This window comes from Mycolicibacterium arenosum (assembly GCF_024320865.1).
GTDB lineage: Bacteria > Actinomycetota > Actinomycetes > Mycobacteriales > Mycobacteriaceae > Mycobacterium > Mycobacterium arenosum.
On sequence record NZ_JANDBD010000010.1, the window covers coordinates 233,297 to 251,506 of the forward strand.

At 67.4% G+C, this 18,210-nt stretch carries 18 protein-coding genes; 9 read left to right on the forward strand and 9 right to left on the reverse strand.

Annotated features, from left to right (window positions below; all coding sequences use genetic code 11):
* Nucleotides 1–12: 12 nt before the first annotated feature.
* Together NM203_RS23800 and NM203_RS23805 are read right to left on the reverse strand one after the other, a co-directional pair.
* Nucleotides 13–573 (reverse strand): hypothetical protein, encoded by a 561-nt coding sequence (locus tag NM203_RS23800; protein WP_255062963.1) that lies wholly within the window; start codon nt 571–573, stop codon nt 13–15.
* 56 nt (nt 574–629) lie between these two features.
* Nucleotides 630–1,445 (reverse strand): ketosteroid isomerase family protein, encoded by an 816-nt coding sequence (locus NM203_RS23805; protein WP_255062964.1) that lies wholly within the window; start codon nt 1,443–1,445, stop codon nt 630–632.
* Between the two features lie 109 nt (nt 1,446–1,554).
* Here NM203_RS23805 and NM203_RS23810 point away from each other — a divergent pair, with 109 nt between their 5' ends.
* From NM203_RS23810 to NM203_RS23820, 3 genes are all read left to right on the forward strand, one after another.
* Nucleotides 1,555–1,950 (forward strand): Rv0313 family protein, encoded by a 396-nt coding sequence (locus NM203_RS23810; RefSeq protein ID WP_255062965.1) that lies wholly within the window; start codon nt 1,555–1,557, stop codon nt 1,948–1,950.
* A gap of 106 nt (nt 1,951–2,056) precedes the next feature.
* The gene (locus NM203_RS23815) at nt 2,057–2,479 is read left to right on the forward strand and encodes a hypothetical protein (RefSeq protein ID WP_255062966.1); all 423 of its coding nucleotides are present in this window, start codon (nt 2,057–2,059) and stop codon (nt 2,477–2,479) included.
* A 47-nt stretch (nt 2,480–2,526) separates the two neighbouring features.
* Nucleotides 2,527–4,185 (forward strand): acyl-CoA synthetase, encoded by a 1,659-nt coding sequence (locus tag NM203_RS23820; RefSeq protein WP_255062968.1) that lies wholly within the window; start codon nt 2,527–2,529, stop codon nt 4,183–4,185.
* Here the strand turns inward: NM203_RS23820 and NM203_RS23825 are convergent.
* From NM203_RS23825 to NM203_RS23840, 4 genes are all read right to left on the reverse strand, one after another.
* Nucleotides 4,182–4,694 (reverse strand): hypothetical protein, encoded by a 513-nt coding sequence (locus NM203_RS23825; protein WP_255062970.1) that lies wholly within the window; start codon nt 4,692–4,694, stop codon nt 4,182–4,184. The two genes, NM203_RS23820 and NM203_RS23825, sit on opposite strands and share 4 nt — an antisense overlap.
* A gap of 80 nt (nt 4,695–4,774) precedes the next feature.
* Nucleotides 4,775–4,966, reverse strand: a complete 192-nt coding sequence (locus tag NM203_RS23830) for a ferredoxin (protein ID WP_255062972.1) — start codon at nt 4,964–4,966, stop codon at nt 4,775–4,777.
* A gap of 14 nt (nt 4,967–4,980) precedes the next feature.
* Nucleotides 4,981–6,234, reverse strand: a complete 1,254-nt coding sequence (locus NM203_RS23835; protein WP_255063057.1) for a cytochrome P450 — start codon at nt 6,232–6,234, stop codon at nt 4,981–4,983.
* Nucleotides 6,235–6,286: 52 nt separating this feature from the next.
* The gene (locus NM203_RS23840; protein WP_255062974.1) at nt 6,287–6,772 is read right to left on the reverse strand and encodes an SRPBCC family protein; all 486 of its coding nucleotides are present in this window, start codon (nt 6,770–6,772) and stop codon (nt 6,287–6,289) included.
* Nucleotides 6,773–6,814: 42 nt separating this feature from the next.
* Here NM203_RS23840 and NM203_RS23845 point away from each other — a divergent pair, with 42 nt between their 5' ends.
* From NM203_RS23845 to NM203_RS23855, 3 genes are all read left to right on the forward strand, one after another.
* Complete coding sequence (locus NM203_RS23845; protein WP_255062976.1) at nt 6,815–7,609, forward strand: SDR family NAD(P)-dependent oxidoreductase; 795 nt, start codon at nt 6,815–6,817, stop codon at nt 7,607–7,609.
* A gap of 89 nt (nt 7,610–7,698) precedes the next feature.
* Nucleotides 7,699–10,029: an amino acid permease gene (locus tag NM203_RS23850; RefSeq protein WP_255062978.1), complete on the forward strand. Its 2,331-nt coding sequence runs from the start codon at nt 7,699–7,701 to the stop codon at nt 10,027–10,029.
* A 318-nt stretch (nt 10,030–10,347) separates the two neighbouring features.
* Nucleotides 10,348–11,034 carry a C40 family peptidase gene (locus tag NM203_RS23855; RefSeq protein WP_408633403.1) on the forward strand — a complete coding sequence of 229 codons (687 nt, stop codon included), beginning with the start codon at nt 10,348–10,350 and terminating at the stop codon, nt 11,032–11,034.
* Here NM203_RS23855 and NM203_RS23860 read toward each other — a convergent pair.
* Both NM203_RS23860 and NM203_RS23865 read right to left on the reverse strand, forming a co-directional pair.
* A complete protein-coding gene (locus NM203_RS23860; RefSeq protein ID WP_255062981.1) occupies nt 11,031–11,630 on the reverse strand; it encodes a TetR/AcrR family transcriptional regulator in 600 nt (199 codons plus the stop codon). The two genes, NM203_RS23855 and NM203_RS23860, sit on opposite strands and share 4 nt — an antisense overlap.
* A gap of 2 nt (nt 11,631–11,632) precedes the next feature.
* Nucleotides 11,633–12,850, reverse strand: coding sequence for a cytochrome P450 (locus NM203_RS23865; RefSeq protein ID WP_255062982.1), 1,218 nt, complete (start codon nt 12,848–12,850; stop codon nt 11,633–11,635).
* 105 nt (nt 12,851–12,955) lie between these two features.
* Here NM203_RS23865 and NM203_RS23870 point away from each other — a divergent pair, with 105 nt between their 5' ends.
* Together NM203_RS23870 and NM203_RS23875 are read left to right on the forward strand one after the other, a co-directional pair.
* A complete protein-coding gene (locus tag NM203_RS23870; RefSeq protein WP_255062983.1) occupies nt 12,956–13,609 on the forward strand; it encodes a TetR/AcrR family transcriptional regulator in 654 nt (217 codons plus the stop codon).
* A gap of 12 nt (nt 13,610–13,621) precedes the next feature.
* On the forward strand, nt 13,622–14,887 hold the full coding sequence (locus NM203_RS23875; protein WP_255062984.1) for a spinster family MFS transporter: 1,266 nt from the start codon (nt 13,622–13,624) through the stop codon (nt 14,885–14,887).
* On the opposite strand, the gene NM203_RS23880 is transcribed toward NM203_RS23875, so the two are convergent.
* A complete protein-coding gene (locus NM203_RS23880) occupies nt 14,884–15,264 on the reverse strand; it encodes a DUF4267 domain-containing protein (RefSeq protein WP_255062985.1) in 381 nt (126 codons plus the stop codon). The two genes, NM203_RS23875 and NM203_RS23880, sit on opposite strands and share 4 nt — an antisense overlap.
* An 80-nt stretch (nt 15,265–15,344) precedes the next feature.
* Here NM203_RS23880 and NM203_RS23885 point away from each other — a divergent pair, with 80 nt between their 5' ends.
* On the forward strand, nt 15,345–18,203 hold the full coding sequence (locus tag NM203_RS23885; RefSeq protein ID WP_255062986.1) for an MMPL/RND family transporter: 2,859 nt from the start codon (nt 15,345–15,347) through the stop codon (nt 18,201–18,203).
* Nucleotides 18,204–18,210 lie beyond the last annotated feature (7 nt).

The following is an 18,210-nucleotide window of genomic DNA, read 5'->3' on the forward strand; positions in this document are numbered from 1 at the left end:
CCGGCGAGCCAATCAGATGCCCGTCCAGGTGGAATCGAGCTGTTCGGCAACGTCGATGATCTTGGCTTTGCGCGACGCCGGGCTGTCGATCTCCCCCGACACGTGCGCGGCGATGAACCGCTTGATCTCGGCGTCGACGCCGGCCACGATGCGCAGCACCTCGGCGCGCAGCGACGTCGAGGTGACGTGGATCGCGATGTCGGTCGGGCGCGGCTTGTGCACGTCGAGGATCAGCAGCAGCGGCCGGGCGGCCAGCGCGGACGCCTTCAGTGCGATCTCGCCGAACACCTTGAAGCGCGGCTTGTCGATGCGCAGGTCGATCACCATGTCGATCTCGAGCGGGATCCGGATGCTGAATGTAATCTGCTCGGCGACGTGCCGGGTGACGACCGGCGTCTGCACGTTGACGACGGCGGTGACCTTGGCGATCCTGCCGGGCCCCTGCGCGATGGGACCGACGGTGAACTCCTCGCCGGCGATGGCCGCGATCGCGTCGCCGACCCGCTCCTCGGTGACCGCGACCTCGAAGAAACTGCGGCCGAACTCCTCGTAGGTCATGTGTTCTTCAGGCATGGTGCACTCACGTTCTCACGTCGGCGTCGGCTGATACGCACGACATGGCCGAAAGGTCAGTGCTCGGTGAACAGCCGCAGCCGGGAGAACGCCAACGGACGGTTCCCCAGATCGGCGATCACGACACCGCGGCCGCCGTCGCCGTCGACGGTCGCGGCGACCGTGTTCCCGGCCGCGATGACCTTGCGCCACCGGGCGCCCGCGAGCCGGGCCGTCAGGTCCGAGCTGCTGATCGGGACGTCGTCACCGAGCGTGACGAGTGCCGACTCCCCGACCGCGCGCCGCACCGAGACCTCGTCGCCCGTGGTGGCGCTGCGCAAGAGGTCGGCGAGGTGGCGCTTGCCCCTGGCGCCGACACCCGCGAAGCCCGATGCGAATCCCAGCGCGCCCGAGACACCCTGGTTGCCGATGAGCGCCCGCCCGAGCGCCAGCCCCACGGGTACGGCCGCGAACCCGCTGCGCGCGAACTGCCGCACCATCGCCGGCAGCTCCCAGTGCGCCCGCAGGCGGGTGATCGCGAGGGCGGCGATGTCGACGTCGTAGCGCAGGAAGGCGGGGATTCGCATGACGACCGCGGCGGACATGCGCACCTCGAGTTCGAGGTCGCGGACGACGATACCTCCGCGGGCGGTCCCGACGACGACGTCGGCGTCGCGGTGGAAGGTGATCTCGCGGGGGCCGATGAACGTGTCGTAGAACCGGGTCAGCTCAGCGGCGCCCCGGTGCGGCCGCGACCCGACCGGATCCTCGACCACGCCCCCCGCGGTGAACAGGCCCACCCATCCCGTGCGGTCGTGTGCGCTCGCGGCGGCGGGTGACTGCTCGACGACGGCGAGAAGGTCGGCTCGCGTCACGGCCGGGTCGTCGGACATGACACAAGCCGTACCACGAACCCGTCCCAGTCGTGGCGAAGCGCGGTCTCGGTCTGCACACTGGTGGATACGCGGACGGCGACGTCGACCGCCCAGTGAGGAGCAGGCGATGAGTCAGAACGGACCGTTCGGGATGGACCCCGAGGAGTTCGACCGGGTACTGCGGGACGCGGGCGACAGCCTGCGCGACGCGCTGGACCGCCTCGGGAAGAGAGCGAGCTGGGCGACGCTGCTCGACGAGTTCACCAGGAGCGCGCGACCGTCCGCCAAGCCGGAGCCGGAGACCACCGGGTCCGCAGGCGACGGTGTATGGGCGGTGTACACCACCGCGGCCGATGGCGGGGCCCACATCGAGGAGGTCTATCCGGCCGAACTCGACGCGCTGCGGGCGAACAAGAACAACACCGACCCGGCTCGCAAGGTGCGGTTCCTGCCGTACGGCATCGCGGTGAGCGTCCTCGACGAGGCGAGCGAAGGAAAGGGAGAGCCGAACGCGCCGGACTAGCTGACTCGTCCACCCCGGCACATCACCGGACTCCGTCCGAACTCTCCCGGTCCTGGCGCGCGAACCGTTAGGCTTTGCCGGAACTCAGCCGAGGAGACAACACAGCATGCTTCGCGAACTCACCATCGCCGCCGCCACGGTGGCTGCCGCCGTCGCATTGGCACCGTCCGCCGCTGCCGATCCCGGCAACGACTTCCCCGATAAACCGGGCAGGTATCCGACGGACGTTCCCGGCATGAACTACGACGCGCATCTCGCAGGACCGTGCGACAACTATCAGCTGTTCACGTTCGGTCGCGGACCGGGCGGCGAACCGCTGGTGTGCCACTACATCCCCAATCAGTGGCCCCCGGTGTACACGGGTTTCTGGCAGGCCTCCTACCCGTTGAAGGGCGTTCAGGAGATCGGCGCACCGTGCGACGGTCCGAAGCAGGCCGCGCAGTCGCCCGACGGCAGGCCGATGGTGTGCCTCGGAGCGCGGGGCTGGCAGCCCGGCACGCTGACCGGGGCCGGGTTCTTCCCCGGATGACCGACCGGTTGACCATACAGTGCTGAGACGACTGTATGGTCGACGTCATGGGTGCTGACACGCCGTCGTTCAACCTGTCCGAGGTCTTCGCCGCCGTGGCGCGGGAGATCCCGGACCAGACCTATCTGGTGTGGCGGGACCGCCGGCTCACGTACGCCGAATTCGACTCTCGCGTCGACGGTTTCGCGCACTACCTGAGATCAGCGGGATTGGGCTGTCACGCCGAGCGCCACGCACTCGGCGGTCACGAGTCCGGTCAGGACCACCTCGGCATCTACCTGCGCAACGGCAACGAATACCTCGAGGCGATGACCGGCGCCTACCGCGCCAGGGTCGCGCCGTTCAACGTCAGCTACCGATACGTCGAGGAGGAGCTGATCTACCTGCTCACCGACTCCGGTGCGCGGGCGTTGATCTACCCGTCGGAGTTCGCCTCCCGTGTCGCCGCCATCCGGGACCGCCTGCCCGCGCTCGAGGTGCTCATCCAGGTGGCCGACGACTCCGGCCACGAGTTGCTGCCCGGTGCCGTGGACTACGAGACGACGCTGACGACAGCCGAGCCCGCGGACGGCATGCCCACGCCGTCGGGTGACGACCTGTACATCCTCTACACCGGCGGGACCACCGGAATGCCGAAGGGCGTGCTGTGGCGTCAGCACGACATCTTCATGTCGTCGATGGGCGGCAGGCCCTACGGCTCGACCGAGGCCACCGCGTCGTACGACGAACTCGTCAGCAAGGCGCGTGCCGCCGCCGGGGTGATGTCGATCCTCGTCATCCCGCCGTTCATGCACGGCGCCGCGCAGTGGGCCGCCTACACGATGGTCACGCTGGGCGGGCGGCTCGTCATCCCCGACGACGTCGAACGCATGCGCGCGCCAGACGTGCTTCGCCTCGTCGAACGCGAGAAGGTGATGAGCATTCCGGTGGTCGGTGACGCGATAGCGCGCCCCCTGATCGACGAGATCGAGCGCGGCGACTACGACCTGTCGAGCGTCGTCACCGTCACCAACGGCGGTGCGCCGCTGTCCCCTACCGTGCGGGACCGCATCCACGCCGCGCTGCCCAACGTCATGGTGATGGACGCCGTCGGCGCCTCCGAGTCGGGCGCACAGATGAGCACGCTGAGCACCCCCGGCGTGGAGATGCAGCCCGCGGTCTTCACGCCCCAGTCGGATACCGCCGTCGTATCGGCCGACCTCGACCGCGTTCTGACGCCGGGCGAAGGTCAGGGCTGGTTGGCCAGAAGGGATTTGATCCCGCTGGGTTACCTGGGTGACGCCGCCAAGACCGCACGGACGTTCCCGACGATCGACGGCGTGCGGTGGTCGGTCCCCGGTGACCGCGCGAACGTGCTGTCCGACGGGCGGATTCAGCTGCTCGGTCGCGACTCGGTGACCATCAACTCGGGTGGCGAGAAGATCTTCGTCGAGGAGGTCGAACGCGCGGTCGCCGCCCACCCCAGCGTGTACGACGTCGTCGTGGTCGGTAGGCCGTCGGAGCGCTGGGGCAGCGAGGTCGTCGCGGTGGTGCAGTTCGCCGAGGGTGCCTCCGCCACCGACGAGGAACTCGCGGCGACAGCGGGTCAGACGATCGCGCGCTACAAGGTGCCCAAGGCGTTCGTTCACGCGGAGAAGATCGTCAGGTCGCCCGCGGGCAAGGCCGATTACCGGTGGGCCAAAGAGGTGGCGAGCGCGGGTAGCTAGCCCGCGAGGAACATCGTCGGCTTGCGGCGGAACGTCTCGACCGGCCCGGCGGGCTCGTCGATGCCTGCGGCTCGCAGCGCATGCGTCTTGAAGGCTCGGGCGGCGGCGCTCAGCACGTGGTCGACGGACTCCACGCCGCGGTCGAGGACGTCGACTCCGCTTTCACCCCACACCGTCACCTCGGCGATGCCGCGTTTGAGGGTGCGCAGCACGTCGTCGCGCAGTTCGGCGGTGGCGATCAGCACATCGGCGGAGGCTGCGAGGGCCAACGCGCGCGCGGGTGCCCCGTCCTCGTCCTCGTCGGACTCCAGGCGCTCCGTGCGCACGCCGAGGATCCGCAGCGGTGTGACGTCGCAGTCCCCGGTGACCGTGACCGCGACGTCCCAGCCGGCCATCGCCCGGTCGTACAGCCATCCCCCGGCGTGGCGTACGACGTCGGCGACGTCGCACGCGGTGACGTCGAGTTGGTACTTGCCATGGCTGGTGGTGCGGACTTGCCGGCTTGTCAAGGGCACCTCACCAGCGTGACACTTTCGATCACTTCTGTAAAGGATGGAACGTGAATTTGGCAAGTCCGTGACGTGCCGCGCTAGTCCACGAGTTTCAGGGCCGCCGCGGGGCACTGGGTCACCGCTTGCGAGAGTGTGCTGCGGTCCAGTGCGGCGGCGCGCTCGTGATCGATGACGACGCTGCCGTCGTCCTGCACCTCGAACACGTCCTCGGCGATCGATTCGCAGATGCCGTGCCCGGTGCACTTGGTGAGGTCGACTTCGACGTCCATCCGGTCCCGCCCTTCTATTCCACGTACGCAGGTAGACGCTTGACGCCGTGCACGAAGTTGCTCAACAGGTAGTCGGGTTCGCCGAACTCGACCCTTGTGAGCCGGGTGAGCAACTCGCGGAACAGGTTTCGCAACTCCGCCTTGGCCACCTGACTACCGAGACAGAAATGTGGTCCACCGCCACCGAAGCCGAGGTGCGGATTGGGCGAGCGGGCCAGATCGAAGCCGTGCGGGTCGTCGAACACGGCCTCGTCACGGTTGGCCGAGCAGTAGAACAATCCGATCTTGTCGCCGGCCTTGACTTGCTGGCCGCCCAACTCGGTGTCGGCGGTGACGAACCGGGCGAACTGCATCACCGGGGTCGCGTAGCGGACGAACTCCTCGACGGCGGGTCCGATGCGGTTGTCGAAATCGGCCATCAGCCAGTCCCGCTGTTCGGGGTTCGCGACGAGCGCCATCATGGCGTGTGTCGTGGCCTGTTTCGTCGTGTCGTTGCCCGCGGACGCGAGCAGTACCATGAACGCGCCCATCTCCTCGTCGGTGAGGCGGTGCCCGTCGACCTCGGCGTTGACCATCGCCGTCATCAGGTCGTCGGCGGGGTGTGCGCGTCGGTGCTTCGCCAACTCGACGCCGCAGTTGTTGAGGAAGAACATCTCGCCCATGGTGTGGGCGGCTCGATCCTCGAGCGTGGCGTACTCGTCATCGCTTGCGCTGAAGAGCTTTTCGGCCGCCGATGCCAGCGCCTCGCGCTGGCCGGGATCGACCCCGAGCATGTCGGAGATCGTCATCATCGGCAGGCGCGTCGAGCAGGCCGCGACGAAGTCGACGTCCCCCGCTCCGACGAGGTCATCGACCACCTGCACCGCGTTCGCGTGGATCCGGTCCTCGATGCGTGCGACGTTCCTCGGCGTGAAGGCCGCGCTGATCAACCGCCGGTACACGTTGTGTCGCGGCGGGTCCATCGCCAGGAAGAAGGAGGCGAACCGCTGCACGTCCGCGGGCATCGGGTCGAGCGCGACGCCGTCGGCGCTGCTGAACAGTTCGGGGTGCGCGCTCGCGTACGCGATGTCGGCGCGCCGGGTGACCGCCCAGAAGCCGGGCTCGTCGGACTCGAAGAGGGACGGCAGCGGCCGATGCCAGGTCAGGCCCTCGGTGGCCCGTAGTGCGGCGAACGTGGCGTCGCGTTCGACGAAGCTCTTCGCCCAGAACTCCCTCGAGGAGACGTCGTACTCGCAGAACTCGCGCGCCAGGGCCTGAGACACGCAGATAGCGTGACACTTTCGGTCTACTTTGTAAAGCTGTGCGGATGGCGAAACCGCGCTACCGAGCCGGTGCGGACCCCGCGAAGTGCGCCCGCACCCCGGCGAGCATCTCGACGTGCGCAGCGACCGCCTCCCGCACGGTGAAGCCCGCCAGTGGGCGCGGCGCGACGATGGTGAGACGTTCGGTGAGTCGGGTGCCCGTGCCGGTCGATTCGAACGAGACCGCACCGGTGAGCCGGACGGCGGGGAACTGTCGCGCGTCGGTGTGGACGTCGCCGCCCGCCGTGACGCGCACGATGGCCGTATAGGAGACCGGCAGCGTCATCGGTCCCATCGGGATGCGGTCCCGGACGCGGTAGGTCTGCGCGTGGCCGTCGGCGGTCGCCTGGTAGCGAGTCGGCGTGACGGCCACGACCAGCGGGTGGACGGCGATGATGTTGCGCAGGTCGATGTAGAACTCCCGGACCGCGTCCGGCGCCGCTAGAATGTCCTCGCTCAGAGCGTGTTCGGAACGCGACTTCCACCACGGTCGGTTCGGCGCCACGATTCCGAATCCTGCCCTATCGCAGCCGGGTAGCTTGTCGGAATGACCGAGGGCCGCCACGGCGACTACACCCATCCGCGGGCGCTCGCCGGCCGCGCGGCGATCGTCACGGGCGCTGCGCAGGGGGTCGGACGGGGCATCGCGGGTGCACTGGTGAGCCGTGGGGCGTCGGTGTTACTCGTGGATCACCAGGAGGACGCGTTGGCCCTGGCGACCGCGGAGTTCGCCGCTGCGGGATTCGCAGCCGAGGCATTGACGGCCGATCTCCGCGACCCCGACAGCCCCCGGCGCATCGTCGACGCCGCCGTCGCCGCGTTCGGCCGGGTCGACGCGCTCGTCAACAACGCGATCGCCACGAACGAGCCGAAAGCTCTCGTCGACATCGACCCAGACGACTACGACCTGGTGTTCGACGTCGGACCCAGGGCGACGTTCTTCCTGATGCAGGCGGTACACCCGACGATGGTGGCGGCGGGCGGCGGAGTGATCGTCAACCTCGGATCGGCGTCGGGCACCGGCGGCCAGGTGAAGTTCGCCGCGTACGCGGGCGCCAAGGAGGCTATCCGGGGCATGTCGAAGGCAGCGGCGCTCGAGTGGGGCCGGGACAACATCAGGGTCAACGTCGTCTGCCCGTTCGCCGACTCCCCCGGTGTGCAGTTCTGGCAGGAGTTGGCGCCCAAGGACTTCGATCGCGCGCTGAGATCGGTGCCGTTGGGGCGGGTCGGCAGGACGGAGGAGGACATCGGCGCGGTGGTCGCGTTCCTCGTCGGAACCGACGGCGACTATCTGACGGGCCAGACCATCCACGTCGACGGCGGAATGGGCGTCTACCGCTGACCGCGTCCCGCCACGGGCCGCGGGCGGGTTTCGAGCCGCGTTCGCGAAAGCTCCCTCGGAAAACGGGGTGTCGCGGTCAGAATGTGGGCGTGGCGGGCAAGGGCACCGACGGCGGCACACCGGAGTCGCTCGGCTACGCGGTCAAACGACTGGTGCTCGGGCGCCCGCTGATCAACGATCAACTCACGTCCGAGAAGCTCTCGAAACCGGTGGCACTCGGGGTGCTCGCGCCCGACGCGATCTCGTCGACCGCGTACGGCACCGAGATGATCCTGCTCGAGTTGCTGCCGTTCGCCGCGCTCGCCGCATTCGCACTGCTGCTGCCGGTCACGGGCGTGATCCTGTGCATCCTCGTCCTCGTGGCGGCGTCGTACCGCCAGGTCGTCATGACCTACACCAGGGCGGGCGGGTCATATGTCGTCGCGCGCGACAACTTCGGTCCGCGGGTAGCCCAGATCGCCGCTGCCGCACTGCTCATCGACTACGTCGTGACGGTCGCGGTGCAGGCGGCCGCAGGCACCGTGGCGGTCGTCTCGGCCGTGCGTTCGCTCGGGCCCTACAGCCTCGAGATCACGGTCGGCGTGGTCGTCGTCATGTGCGTGGCCAACCTCCGCGGCCTGCGCGAAGCGGGCAGGCCGTTCGCGATCGCGACGTACTTCTTCGTCGTGATGATGACGTTGATGATCGGCACCGGCCTGGTACGCGAAATCCTCGGCGATCTACCGAGATACGACACGGCGAACATCTCCGGGCTCATTCCGATAGAGCAGGGCGACGGGCTGGTGATGGGCGCGACGATCCTGGTGTTGTTACGCGCGTTCGCCAACGGCGGGGCATCCCTGACCGGCGTCGAGGCGATCTCGAACACCGTCGGGGTGTTCCGGGATCCCGCAGGCGCCAACGCCCGCAAAGTCCTCACGATCATGGCGGGCATCCTCGCCTTCCTGCTCGCCGGCGTCGCCTGGCTGGCGTACGAGACGCATTCCGCTCCGTACTCGGCGGGCTACCCGTCGGTGCTCTCCGAGATCGCGAGGGCGGTCTTCGGTGATGGCGTGCTGGGTCACGTGCTCTATGCACTGGTCCAGATATCCACCGCGGCAATACTCTTCACCGGCGCCAACACGAGCTTCAACGGGTTTCCCGCGCTGGCCAACTTCGTCGCCGAGGACCGCTTCCTGCCCCGACAGCTGACCAAGCGCGGCCACCGCCTGGTGTTCTCCAACGGCATCGTGATCCTCGCGGTGCTGTCGGTCGGTCTGCTGGTACTCACCGGCGGCTCGGTGGAGGCGCTGGTGCCGTTCTACGCCATCGGCGTGTTCACCGGATTCGCCATGGCGGGGTACGGCCTCACCAAACATCATCTGGTGCGCAAGGAGCCGGGCTGGCAGCGCAGAACGGCGATCAACCTGTCGGCCGGGATCCTGTCGACGATCGTCGTCGCGATCTTCGCCATCGCCAAGTTCACCGAGGGTGCGTGGCTCGTCGTGGTGGTGTTCCCGATCCTCGTCATCGTGCTGATGCGGCTCAATCGCGAGTACCGTGCGGAAGCCGCCATTCTGGAGAACTTCCGCACCAATCGGCCCGAACTGGTGGACTACGCGCACCATCAGGTCTTCATCCTCGTCAACTCCGTGGATCTGGCTGTGCTGGAGGCCATCAGATACGGGCACGGGCTACGCGCCGACGACATGGTCGCGGTCCACTTCATGATCGACGAGGCGCAGGCCGATAGGGTGCGGGAGCGCTGGGAGCACTTCGGTCTTCGGGTGCCGCTGCGGGTAATCGACTGTCCGGAGCGGAGATTGAACCGTGCGGCGCAGGACCTGGCGTGTGATGCGGTCACGCCGGACGGGCGCACCAACGTCACGGTTCTGCTCCCGCGACGAACGTACGCTCCCGTCATCGGCAGGGTGTTGCACGACCGCACCGCTGACCGGATGGCCAAGGCGATCAGTCGAGTTCCGCACGCGGCGGCCACGATCGTGCCCTACGACGTACAGGCCCGCATTCGCGCGACGTTCCCCGACATGATCGAGGAGAGGATCACCCGCGAAGTCGAGAAGGTGCAGGCGCGCATCGCGCACGGTGACGACGAGCGAGTGCGCGAGTACGAGAACCCGACTCCTTTGCAGCAGGTGATCGCCGTCGACGGTGTTCTCGCAGGTCATCGCGCCGTCATCGAGGGTAGAGTCCTCGAGGTAGAGGATATTATCAACGCGGGCAAGAGAATTCGCAGTGTCCTCGTCGGTGATGACAGCGGCCGGATAAGGGTGACGTTCGGGCCGGGCCGCGGCGGAGACGACATCGAGCCGGGTCAGATCGTGCGCATCACCGGGAAAGCGCACCAAACGGGCAGTCGTCCAACAGGTATCGCCAACCCCGATTACGTCATCGTCGAAAACGACGGTCAGGACAAGTAGGGCGAAATTCCATGCAGGCGGAACGGTCGTTCGGCGGTCATCGACTTGATCGATTCACCTGGCGCGAAAGCGGTTCGGCAGCAACGTGAATTCGGCGGCTGGCGAGGACGTGAACCGGGGTGCCCGAGTGCGCTATTGGCGACACCTCCCCGGCTGCTCGGAAAGTGCTTCTGAACAGGTGTTTTCACGCTTCAAGCGAAGTGCAAACCGGGACTGGCGCTTTGGTTCACGACGGCGTAGTGTTCCCGCCGCGGGCACCCGAGAAGGCAACGCGCTCAACGATTTCTGTTAGCTGAGTCGTGGATTGCATCGAACGTGATGGGTGCCACATATTTTGGCTTCGAGCAAATCCCGTTGCTAGCGTCCCGCAGCATGATTGGTATCGCGACCGCAACGTTGATGACCCTTGTCAACGGAGTCTCGGGCACGCCGTACATCTCCGGCGGCGACTCGCCTCGAGGCACCGATTGCTCCGGCCTCGCGTCCTGGGTGGCCAACGCCGCGACGGGACGCCCCGTCTACGGTGACCGGTTCAACACCGGTAACCAGGAGGCCGCACTGCTGGCCCGTGGCTTCAGGCACGGCACCGCACCGGGCGCCCTGGTGATCGGCTGGAACTCCGGCCACACCGCCGTAACGCTGCCCGATGGGACGCCCGTGTCGAGCGGCGAGGGCGGTGGCGTGCGCGTGGGCGGTGGTGGCGCCTTCCAGCCTCAGTTCACCCATCACATGTACCTCCCCGTGGAGAATGTCGACGCTCCCGAGGCCCCGGCACCGGCCGATCCGTTCGCGCCCCCGCCGCCGCCCCCGCCGCCGGCCGACCCGTTCGCGCCCCCGCCCCCGCCGGGAGTGATCAATGCCGGGTTCGCGCCCGCCGACCCGAATGCGCTCCCCCAGGCGCTGCCTGCACCCGGTCCGGACCTGGTGCCCGCACCCGAGCTGGGCGCACCGCCCGCTCCCGTCGATCCGCTGGCGCCCCCGCCCCCGCCTGGGATGCCCGTCTAGCTTTCGCCGACCATCGCTCGCCGCCACATCGCGGCGAGCGTGTGGATCGCCGTCTCCTCGTCGAACACGGCGTCGACGTCGTCGCCCCCCGCGGCCAACCACGTCCAGCAGTACGACTCGAGCATCGACACGATGGCCGAGGCGAAGACGTGGTGGTCGAGGCCGATGCGGTCGCCGTCCTGCTCGACTGCGTCGATGAGCGCGAGAACCGACGCGATCCCGTAGGCGCGTTGCGATCGCCACCACGCCGCGGCGTCCGGGTCCGACATCGACAGCTGGAACACGCCGATCATCTCGGGTAGATAGTCGCGGAACGTGTGGAAGTACGCGCGGACCGCCGCCTCGATGTTGGCGGCCCAGTCGTCGCTGAGACCGTCGCGGGCGCGTTCGACGATCTGCGCGGGAAACCGCTCCAGAAGAGCCCGAAGTAGCTGCTGCTTGGTGTCGTAGTAGTTGTAGAACGAACCGATCGACCGGCCGGCCCTTCCGGTGATGTCGGCGATCTTCGCGTTGACGTAGCCCTTCTCGGCGAACACGTCGCGGGCGGCCTCGAGCAACGCGGCCTGTGTCGATTCGCTTCTGGTCGTCGTGGGCACGGTCAGCCGATCGAACAGGGCAGCGATTTGATGGTGTGCACGAACGGCGACATCAACACCTCGGGCGCACCCGTGGCGTGCAGGTCGGGGAACGCCTGCAGCAGCTTGTCCAGAACCACGGTCAGCTCCATGCGCGCCAGGTTGGACCCGAGGCAGAAATGCGGTCCGCCCGCCCCGAAGGCGATGTGGTCGCGCGCGTTGGCCCTGGCGATGTCGAAGGCGTCGGGGTCGGCGAACACGGCGGGATCGTGGTTGGCGGCCAGGTACCACAGAACCACCTTGTCGCCCTTCGCGATTCGCTGGTCACCGAGGTCGATGTCCTCGGTGGCGGTGCGCCGCATGTGTAGGGCCGGTGAGCACCAGCGCAGGATCTCCTCGATCGCGTTCGAGTGACGCCCGCCGAAGTCCTCACGGAGCGAACGCATCTGCGCGGGGTGGTCGCTCAGTAGCTTCATGCCCCAGGTCAGTGCGGTTCGCGTCGTGTCGTTGCCCGCTGAGACCAGAAGCACCACGAAGGAACCGAACTCCGCGGGCGACAGGCGACACCCGTCGATCTCCGCGTGCATCAGCACCGAGGTGATGTCGTCGCCGGGTGACGCCAGCCGTTGCCTGCCCAGTTCGATCGCGTAGCCGTAGAGCGACAGCAGGCTCTGCAGTGCGACTTCGGGGCCACCGAAGTCGGGGTCGTTGACCCCGAGGATCTTGTTGATGAGTTCCCGTACCTCAGCGCGGTCCGCCGCGGGGATGTCGAGCAGATCGCAGATGACCTGAAGCGGCAGGTTCGCGCCGACCGCGGTGACGAAGTCGAACTCACGTCGCTCCCTGATCTCGTCGACGATGGCGTCGGCGAGCGTGCCGACCGACTCGGTCAGGCGTTTGATGGCGCGCGGCGAGAACGCGCTCTGAACCAGCTTGCGCTGTCGCCCGTGGCGGGGATCGTCCATCGCGATGATCGATGCCATCACCTCGAGCACCTCGGGCGGGAAGTCGTCCATGGAGAAGCCGGCGGTGCTGGTGAACGTCGCGGGGTCCCGGCTCACCCGGCTCACCGCCGCGTGTGATGTCACGGACCACAGCCCGTTGCCGCCGGCGTCGAGGTGGTACTCGACGCCCGCGCTGCGCTCGCGCATCAGAGCGAAACCGCGGAGTCTGTCGTCGATGTCAGCGGCCCAGAACGGATGCAGTACTGCGGGCGATGCGTACTCGAGGTCGTGCGGCATGAGCTCCCTACACTTCGATGAAACTGAATTCAGATTCACCATAGCACCACCGCAAACCCTTTCACCGAATGAAGCACGACGCCGACGGCTAGTAGACTCAGCGCCGTGACAGAATCCGCGTCGTTGCAGCCGTCCACTCTGCGCGAACGGAAAAAGCAGATCACGCGCCGGATGTTGGTGGATGCGGCTGTCGAACTGTGTGTCAAACGGGGCTACGAGAACACCACTGTGGAGCAGATCGCGGCGGCCGCCGACATCTCCACCCGGACGTTCAGCCGCTACTTCGCAACGAAGGAGGCGGTGTTCATCGCGGTGCTCGACGACCTGGCAGCGGAGATCGTCGCAGAGCTGACTACGCAACCCGCGGATCTCGGACCCATGGAGGCGCTGCGGGCGGCGCACATGGCGGTGCTCGGGCGGGTGAGCAGGCGCCCTCTCGTCGGTCTGACGAAGGACCGCATCGCGCTGATCCTGCGGATCGTCAACTCATCCGACGCGCTGCGCCAGGCGGCCATCGACTACCGGTATCCGGCGGCCATGAAGATCCTCGCCCGCCACATGGGCGTGCCCCCGGATGACAAGCGCCTGGATCTCGGCGTCGCGTTGTTCTCGACGACCATCGTGAGCGCGTGCAGCGACCTCGTCGACAGCACCGGTGACATCGACCTCGGTCCCGAGATCGTCATGGAACGGCTCGAGCAGACGCTGGGCCACGTGGCGCAGTTCGCCGCCGATATGGACGTCGACGCGCCGAACTGACATATTCGCGGCGTGACGGAAACCGAAAGCCACGGGGGTTTTCGCGCTTGGGCGGCGGTCATCGTGCTGGCCGTGGTGGGCACCCTCAACTACGTCGACCGCTTTCTACCCGCCGTCCTCGCAGAACCCATCAAGAACGAACTCGCACTGTCGGATACGGCGATCGGCGTGATCAACGGGTTCGGTTTCCTCATCGTCTACGCGGTGCTCGGGATCTTCATCGCGAGGATCACCGACCGGGGTGCCTTCGGTCTGGTCGTGACCGGATGCCTGACGCTGTGGGGCACGATGACGATGATCGGCGGAGCGGTCACGTCCGGTTTCCAACTCGCGCTGACGCGGATCGGCGTCGCCGTCGGTGAGGCGGGCAGCACTCCCGCCGCGCACGCCTACGTGGCCAACAACTTCAGGCCCGAACGCCGCGCCGCACCGTTGGCCGTCATCACACTCTCCATCCCGCTGGCCAGCGCGGCGAGCCTGCTGGGCGGCGGGCTGCTCGCCGAATCGCTGGGCTGGCGAACGGCTTTCGTCATCATGGGTGCGATCAGCGTCGCGTTCGCGCCGATCGTCCTGCTGGTCGTGGGGACGCGGCAGCGCATCGCCACCGCGCCCGCCTCACCTGCGGCGCCGACGGTCAGGTGGTGGGACCTGCTGCGCAAGCCGAGCTACCTCGCGATCGTGACGGGTGCCGCGTTCGTGTCGGTGGCGGGCTATTCGCTGACGACGTTCGCGCCCGCGTTCCTCATTCGCTCGCACCAGATGTCGCTCGGTGAGGTGGGGCTGCACTACGGGTTGGCGAGCGGGATCACCGGCGTGCTGGGCCTTCTCGTCGTCGGCCGGATCGCCGACAAACTCGCGGCGCGCGACCCGCGCTGGCTGCTGTGGATCGTCGCGGCGATGACCGCGGCGCTGCTCCCCTTCTCGGCGCTGGCCCTGCTGGTCGACGACACGACGCTGTGCGTGTGGTTCATCGCGCTGAGCTACGTCGTCGGAACGGCCTACATGGCGCCGTCCATCTCGGCGATTCAGCGCCTGGTGCCGCCCGAGCAGCGCGCGACCGCATCGGCGATCTTCCTGTTCTTCGGCGCCACCCTCGGCTCACTCGGGCCGTTCCTCACCGGCGTGTTCAGCGACGCACTGACAGCGGACTTCGGGACCGAGTCACTGCGCTTCGCGCTGTTCCTGGTGCCGGTGGCGCAACTCCTCGCCGTCGCTCTCTACCTGCTGGCGTCCCGCACCTTCGCCCGCGAACTCGTCGACGAGGTGGCGACCCGCTAGTCGGCGGATCCGGGTCGGCGCAGCGCTCCCCACAGCCCGACGCCGATGCCGACGACCGCTCCCCCGAGGCCGATGATCCGCTGGCCGCGCTTGAGGTCGTCGTGCACGCTCATGCCACCGAGGAGGTCGGCCGCGTCGGCGCCGCCGGACGCGAGAAACCAGCCGCGGGTGTCCCGCCCGCGCGCGGCGGCGGCCATCAGCAGCCCGCCGATCAGCGCGTCGCGGTATCCCATCGACCGCAGCAGCAGCCTGGCCGACGGCCCTGGATCGTCGGGTTCGCCCCACAACCGGTTGGCTCGCAGGGGATCTACGAGGAACGACACTCCGGAGGCGAGACGGATACCGCCCACGACGAGTGCGGCGCGATCGGTCGGCATGGCCGGAGCCTAAGCGGCGGCGGCCGTTCGACTACGACGTCTGGTAAAACTAAGGTCAACCTAATGCCCTTCAGGGAGACATGAGCACCCCGACTCTCGAGCCCGTCGCGAAGCCCGTAGCGCCACATCGCGGCGGCATCGCGAAGTGGATTCGCCGGCTGGCCGTCCCGATCATCCTGGCCTGGATCGGGCTCGTCGTGATCCTCAACCTCACGGTGCCGCAACTGGAGGTCGTCGGCCAGGAGCGGTCGGTGTCGATGTCGCCCAAGGAGGCGCCCTCGGTCATCGCGATGACCCGCACCGGCCAGGTGTTCGAGGAGTACGAATCCGACAGCTCGGCGATGATCGTGCTGGAGGGCGACGCACCGCTGGGCCCGGACGCGCACCGCTACTACGACGAGCTCATCGACAAGCTGGAAGCCGATCCCGTCCACGTCGAGCACGTACAGGATTTCTGGGGCGACCCGCTGACCGAGGCCGGCGCGCAGAGCGACGACGGCAAGGCCGCCTACGTCCAGGTCTACCTCGCGGGCAACATGGGCGAGGAACTCGCCAACCGGTCGGTGGAAGCGGTGCAGCAGATCGTCGCCGACACCCCGCCACCGCCGGGTCTGAAGGTGTTCGTCACGGGTGGTTCGGCACTGGCGGCCGATCAGCAGATCGCCGGTGACCGAAGCGTCCGGGTCATCGAGTTCACGATCTTCGGCGTCATCATCACGATGCTGCTGCTGGTCTACCGGTCGATCGTCACGACGATCCTCACGCTCTTCATGGTGTTCCTCGGGCTGTCGGTGGTGCGCGGGGCGGTGGCGTTCCTCGGACATCACGAGCTCATCGGGCTGTCGACGTTCGTGTCGCAGCTGCTCGTCACGCTCGCCGTTGCCGCCGCCACCGACTACGCGATCTTCCTGATCGGCCGATATCAGGAAGCGCGGTCCAACGGCGAGGATCGGGAATCGGCGTATTACACGATGTTCCACGGCACGGCCCACGTCGTATTGGGCTCCGGCCTGACGATCGCCGGCGCGACGTTCTGCCTGTCGTTCACGAGGCTGCCGTACTTCCAGACGCTGGGCATTCCGCTGGCCGTCGGCATGACGATCTGCGTGCTGGTGGCTCTGACGCTGGGACCCGCGCTCATCACCGTCGCCAGTCGCTTCGGCAAGACGCTGGAACCCCGGCGCGCCATGAGAATCCGCGGCTGGCGCAAGATCGGCGCCGCGATCGTGCGGTGGCCCGGCGCGGTGCTACTCGCGACGATCGCCCTGTCGCTCGTCGGGCTGCTGACACTGCCCGGGTATCAGCCGAACTACAACGACCGCAAGTACCTGCCCGCCGACATCCCGGCCAACGAGGGCTTCGCCGCGGCCGAGCGGCATTTCTCCGTGGCGCGGATGAACCCCGAACTGGTGCTCATCGAAACCGAGCACGACCTGCGGAACTCGGCCGACTTCCTGGTCATCGACAAGATCGCCAAGGCCATCTTCAAGGTGCCGGGCATCGGCAGCGTGCAGGCCATCACCCGCCCCAGCGGTAAACCGCTCGAGTTCGCCACCATCCCCGCGCAATTGGGCATGAGCGGCACCAGCCAGAAGCTGAACGAGAGCTACAACCAGGACCGCATGGCCGACCTGCTGGCGCAGGCCGACGATCTGCAGACCACGATCGACACGCTGACGCAGATGCAGTCGTTGATGGGTCAGATGAACGCGGTCACCCAGGAGATGGTGGTCAAGACGAAGGCGATGGCCGTCGACATCGCCGAATTGCGGGACTACATCATGAATTTCGACGATTTCTTCCGGCCGATCCGGAATTACTTCTACTGGGAACCGCACTGCTACAACATCCCCGGCTGCTGGGCGATCCGCTCGGTGTTCGACACCCTCGACGGGGTCAACACCACCACCGAGGACGTCCAGGCGATCGTCCCGGAGCTGGAGCGGCTCGCCTCGCTGCTGCCCCAGCTTCAGGCGCTGATGCCGGAGCAGATCGAGTCCCTGGAGAAGAACAGGACGATGCTGCTGACCATGCACGCCACCCAGAGTGGTCAGCAGGAGCAGCAGGCGGCGCTGTCGGAGAACCAGTCCGCCATGACCGACGCGTTCAACGACGCGATGAACGACGACACGTTCTACCTCCCGCCGGAGATCTTCGACAACGCCGACTTCAAACGCGGAATGGAGAGCTTCATCTCGCCGGACGGAAAGTCGGTGCGGTTCATCGTGTCTCACGAGGACGACCCGCTGACCGGTGACGGCATCGACCGTATCGACGCGATCAAACTGGCCGCGAAGGAGGCCATCAAGGGCACGCCGCTGGAGGGCTCCAAGATCTACGTCGGCGGCACCGCGGCGGCGTTCAAGGACATGCGCGACGGCAACAACTGGGATCTGCTCATCGCCGGTATCTCCGCCCTGACCCTGATCTTCATCATCATGCTGATCATCACCCGCAGCATCGTCGCCGCCGCCGTCATCGTCGGCACCGTCGTGCTGTCGCTGGGTGCGTCGTTCGGCCTGTCGGTGCTGGTGTGGCAGCACGTCCTGGGCATCCAGCTGCACTTCATGGTGATGGCGATGGCGGTGATCATCCTGCTGGCGGTCGGCGCCGACTACAACCTGCTGCTCGTCGCGCGACTCCGCGAGGAGATCCACGCCGGCATCAACACCGGCATCATCCGCGCGATGGGCGGCACCGGGTCGGTCGTGACCGCCGCGGGTCTGGTGTTCGCGTTCACCATGATGTCGATGGTCGTGAGCGAGATGACGGTGGCGGCGCAGATGGGCACCACGATCGGCATGGGGCTGCTGTTCGACACCCTGGTGATCCGGGCCTTCATGACGCCGTCGATCGCGGCGTTGCTCGGCCGATGGTTCTGGTGGCCGCAGAGGGTGCGGCAACGGCCGGCGTCGGCGAGCCGGCTGCTCACGCGCTAGGTGCGCG